3 protein-coding genes and 1 pseudogene are annotated in these 5,027 nt (G+C 65.8%); all 4 read left to right on the forward strand.

The window, feature by feature from the left end:
* The first annotated feature begins 64 nt into the window (after positions 1 to 64).
* The 4 genes and pseudogenes from murD (at position 65) to murC (ending at position 4,990) form a co-directional block, all read left to right on the forward strand.
* Entirely contained in the window at positions 65 to 1,198 is a 1,134-nt protein-coding gene (gene murD, locus NW75_RS19260) for a UDP-N-acetylmuramoyl-L-alanine--D-glutamate ligase (protein WP_033966936.1), read from the forward strand.
* A complete protein-coding gene (locus tag NW75_RS19265) occupies positions 1,195 to 2,433 on the forward strand; it encodes an FtsW/RodA/SpoVE family cell cycle protein (RefSeq protein WP_033966937.1) in 1,239 nt (412 codons plus the stop codon). The genes murD and NW75_RS19265 overlap by 4 nt, the downstream gene beginning before the upstream one ends.
* Positions 2,430 to 3,590, forward strand: a complete 1,161-nt coding sequence (gene murG / locus NW75_RS19270) for an undecaprenyldiphospho-muramoylpentapeptide beta-N-acetylglucosaminyltransferase (protein WP_033966939.1) — start codon at positions 2,430 to 2,432, stop codon at positions 3,588 to 3,590. The genes NW75_RS19265 and murG overlap by 4 nt, the downstream gene beginning before the upstream one ends.
* A pseudogene (gene murC, locus NW75_RS19275) lies at positions 3,587 to 4,990 on the forward strand (UDP-N-acetylmuramate--L-alanine ligase). The gene murG and the pseudogene murC overlap by 4 nt, the downstream one beginning before the upstream one ends.
* The last annotated feature ends 37 nt before the right edge of the window (positions 4,991 to 5,027 follow it).

The following is a 5,027-nucleotide window of genomic DNA, read 5'->3' on the forward strand; positions in this document are numbered from 1 at the left end:
CACGTTCGGCACTCCAGGACAGCCCCTCTCCCCGGCCCTCTCCCCTGATGGGGAGAGGGAGAGATTGACGTTCGCCGATCCCGAAACGATCGATCTTTCCGGTTTCGACGCGCTTGTCGTGTCGCCGGGCGTGCCGCTCAACCGCCATCCGGTCGCGGCCAAGGCGCGAGCGGCAGGGGTGCCGATCATCGGCGATATCGAGCTGTTCGCGCAGGCGCGGCCCGCTTTGCCGCCGCACAAGGTGGTGGGCGTCACCGGCACCAACGGTAAATCGACCACGGTCTCGTTGATCGATCACATCCTGCAAACGGCCGGCGCTCCGTCGCGCTTGGGCGGTAATATCGGTTTGCCGATCCTGGAGCAGGAGCCGTTGCCCGAAGGGGGCGTCTATGTGCTCGAGCTTTCCAGCTATCAGATCGACCTGACGCAGAGCCTCGACTGCGATATCGCGGTGCTGCTCAACATCACCCCCGACCATCTCGATCGCTATGACGGGTTCGATGCTTATGCCGCATCCAAGGCCCGCTTGTTCGCGATGCAGTCCCCAGCGCACGAAGCGATCATCGGCATTGGCGATACCCCCTCGGCGCTCATCGCGCGCAGCCTGTCGGCGCGGGCTGGGTATCTGACCAAGATCGCGCCTGGCGTGTGCATGGACCAATCGCGTTGGCCATCGTTGCAGGGGCCGCATAACGCCCAGAATGCGCTGGCTGCGATTGCGGTCGCGCAGGCGCTCGGCGTGCCCGAGGCCGCGATTGATGCCGGCCTGCAAAGTTTTGTGGGATTGGCGCACCGTATGGAGCGCGTCCGCGTCCTGCTCGGCGTGACCTATGTCAACGACAGCAAGGCGACCAACCCCGAATCGACCGCGCCCGCGCTCGCCGCCTTTGGGCGCATTCACTGGATTCTCGGCGGCAAGGCCAAGGCCGATGATCTCGACGCGTGCGCGCCGCACTTCGGGCATGTGGTGCGGGCTTACACCATTGGGCAGTCGGGCCCGCGCTTCGCCGAAATCCTGCAAGGCAGGGTGCCGGTCGAGCAAAGCGGCGATCTCGCCACCGCTGTTGCCGCCGCCGCGCGCAATGCACAGCCGGGTGACACCGTATTGCTGTCGCCCGCCTGCGCCTCCTTCGACCAGTTTCGCGATTTTGAGGATCGCGGGCAGCAGTTCCGCCGCCTGGTCGAGGCGCTGGCATGAGCGAGGCGCGCGGGCCGACCCCGAAATTGTGGCGGAGCATGAAGGGGCGCGGCGGACGTGGCGACCGCTCGGCGCTGGGCATGTGGTTCTGGGATATCGACCGGATGCTGCTGTTGCTGACGCTGCTGCTGATCGCGGTCGGGCTGGTCGCGGTTGGCGCGGCGTCGCCAGCGGCGGCGACGCGCTATTCGGACGACAAGCACCATGTCCCGCCGTTTTATTATCTGTGGTGGCAGCTGGCGTGGGTCGGCGTGTCGTTGCCGGTGTTGCTGGTCGTTTCGATGCTGCCGGTGGCGATTGCGCGGCGGATGGCGTTGATCGGGACGATCGCCTGTCTGGTGCTGCTGATGCTGGTGCCGGTGGTCGGGGTCGAGAAGAACGGCGCGACGCGCTGGCTGAATTTTGGCGTGTCGCTGCTCCAGCCATCCGAGTTTCTGAAGCCGTTCTTCATCGTGACGGTCGCGTGGATTCTGTCGATGCGCGCGCAGGATGAGGCGTTACCCGTCGTGTTCATCACCGGCGCGATGACCGCGTTGGTCGCGGTGCTGTTGATGCTGCAGCCCGATTTCGGGCAGACCGTGGTTTTCTGCGTGGTGTGGATGGCGCTGCTGATGATTTCGGGCACATCGCCCAAAGTGATCGTTGGATTGATCGCGGCGGTGCCCGCCGGTCTGGTCGCCGCCTATCTGTTCTATGGTACGGCGCGCGCGCGCATCAACGCCTTCCTGTTTCCGGGGACGGAAGGGGTGGGGGCCGCCGACCATTTCCAGACCAATGCGGCGCACGACACGATCACCGCAGGCGGCTGGCGTGGCACCGGGCCGGGCGGCGGATCGATGAAGTTCCGTCTGCCCGAGGGACATACCGATTACATCTTCTCGGTCATCGGCGAGGAGTTCGGGCTGCTCGCATGTATGGTGATCGCGTTGCTGTTTCTGGCGATCGTGGTGCGGGTGTTCGTGAAGCTGCTCGACGAGGAGGACGAATTTCGCCTGTTCGCGGCGGCAGGGCTTGCTACGCAATTTGGTGTGCAGTCGCTGATTTCGATGGCGGTCAATACCGGGCTTGCGCCATCCAAGGGCATGACCTTGCCCTTTATCAGTTATGGCGGATCCTCGCTGATCGCTTTGTCGATCGGGATGGGCTTGCTGCTGGCGTTCACCCGGCGCAATCCCTTCGTCACGCGATCAAAATACATCGCCCAGCGGGGCCGCGGGCATCGGAGCGGGGTATGAGCACGGCACGGCATTTCGTTTTGGCGGCGGGCGGCACCGGCGGGCACATGGTCCCGGCGGCAGCGCTGGCGGCGGAACTCATCAAGCGCGGGCATTATGTCGCGCTGATCAGCGATGAGCGCGGGGTGCGCTTTCCCGGCCTGTTCGAGGGCATCCAGACGCACATCCTGCCCGCCGGGCGGCTGAGCGGCGGCCCGATCGGCTATATCAAGGCGGCGTCGGCAATGCTCAAGGGCCGCGCGATGGCGATCGAGCTTTACAAGAGCTTCCGGCCGGATGCGGTGATCGGCTTCGGCGGCTACCCCGCGCTGCCCGCCCTTCTGGCGGCGTTCAATCAGGGCATCCCGACCGCAGTGCATGAGCAGAATGCCGTGCTCGGCCGGGTCAACCGGCTGGTCGCGAACAAAGTTGATGCGATCGCGACTTCTTATGAAGACGTGGCGCGGCTGGCCCCGAAGTTGCGCGTGAAGACGCATCTGGTCGGCAATCCGGTGCGCGATGCGGTGCTGGCGCTGCGCTCCAAACCCTATCCGCTGCTGGAAGAGGACAGCATCTTCCGCGTGCTGGTCACGGGTGGCAGCCAGGGCGCGAGCGTGCTGAGCCAGGTTGTGCCCGATGGGCTGTCGCTGCTGCCCGTCGCCTTCCGCCGTCGCCTGCAAGTGACGCATCAGGCGCGGATCGAGGATATCGATGCGTGTCGCGCGAAATATGCCGAACTGTCGATTGCGGCCGACCTCGCCACCTATCTGCCGGACCTGCCCGAACAACTCGCCTGGGCGCATGTGGTGATTGCGCGCGCGGGGGCCTCGACGCTGGCGGAACTGACCTGTGCGGGCCGCCCGGCGATCCTGGTGCCGCTGCCGACGGCCACCGACGATCACCAGACCGCCAATGCCCGCGAAATGACGCAGGCGGGCGGCGCGCGCACGATCGACCAGCGCAATTTTACGCCGGTTGAGTTGGCCAAGCAGATGCAGCGGCTCGGGCTCGACCCCGCAGCGTTGCAAAATGCGGCGGGGCGGGCGTGGTCGTGCGGGCGGCCGGATGCGGTGCGCGATCTCGCCGATCTGGTCGAAAGCCTGGGCGACACGCCGGGCGACATGCCAATCGGCGCGCCGCGCGCGGTAAAACTGGGGAAACGGGAGGCTTTTGCGTGAGGGGTGTCGCAACCGACATCGGGACGATCCACTTCGTTGGCATTGGCGGCATCGGCATGTCGGGCATTGCCGAGGTGATGAAGAATCTCGGTTATGCCGTGCAGGGTTCGGACGTGGCCGAGGGCTATGTCGTGGAGGGCTTGCGCGCCAAGGGCATTCCGGTCGCGATCGGCCACCGTGCGGAAAATCTGGGCGATGCGGCGGTGATCGTCACCTCGACCGCAATCAAGCGCGGCAACCCCGAAGTCGAAGCGGCGCTCGAACGGCGCATTCCGGTGGTGCGCCGCGCGGAAATGCTCGCCGAGCTGATGCGCCTGAAATCGACCGTCGCGGTCGCGGGCACGCATGGCAAGACCACGACGACCAGCATGGTCGCGGCGCTGCTCGACGCCGGGGGGCGTGGATCCAACCGTCATCAACGGCGGCATCATCAACAGCTACGGCTCCAACGCGCGTTTGGGCGCGAGCGACTGGATGGTGGTCGAAGCCGATGAGAGCGACGGTAGCTTCCTCCGGCTCGACGGGACGATCGCGGTCGTCACCAATATCGATCCCGAACATCTCGACCATTATGGCTCGTTCGATGCGGTGAAGGATGCGTTCGTCGAGTTCGTCGAGAACGTGCCTTTTTATGGCGCGGCGTTGCTCTGTCTCGATCACCCCGAGGTGCAGAACATCATCCCGCGCGTGCGCGACCGGCGCGTGGTGACCTATGGTTTCTCGGCGCAGTCGGACGTGCGCGGCATCAACGTCACGCCCACGCCCGGCGGCAACCGCTTCGAGGTGATCATCCGCCACCGCGACGGCACGACGCGCTCGATCGAAGGCATCGATTTGCCGATGCCGGGGCGGCACAATGTCCAGAACGCGCTCGCCGCGATCGGCGTGGCGCTCGAACTCGGTATTGATGACGCGACGATCCAGCAGGGTTTCGCCAAGTTTGGCGGCGTGAAGCGGCGCTTCACCAAGGTGGGTGAGACCAATGGGGTCACGATCATCGACGATTACGGCCATCACCCGGTCGAGATCCGCGCCGTGTTGTCGGCGGCGCGCGAGGGCGTGCAGAACCGCGTGATCGCAGTGGTGCAGCCGCATCGCTATTCGCGCCTCGGCGATCTGATGGAGGAATTCCAGGGCGCGTTCAACGATGCCGACATGGTGTTCGTGGCGCCGGTTTATGCAGCGGCGAGGCTCCGGTCGAGGGGGTCGATGCCGAGGCGCTGGTCGAGGGGCTAAAGCGGCGCGGGCATCGCTCGGCCGCGACGATTGGCGATGCGGGTGCGTTGGCGCAGGCGCTGGCGAAGGTGGTGCAGCCCGGCGACATGGTGGTGTGCCTGGGGGCGGGCGATATTACGAAGTGGGCGGCTGGCTTGGCGGCTGGCATCGAGGCGGCGCGATGAGCAGCCTTGCCCCTTCTTCCCCCCTCCCGCTTGCGGG

Origin of the sequence: Sphingomonas sp. Ant H11 (genome assembly GCF_000797515.1) — a bacterium.
In the GTDB taxonomy this organism is placed as follows: Bacteria; Pseudomonadota; Alphaproteobacteria; order Sphingomonadales; family Sphingomonadaceae; genus Sphingomonas.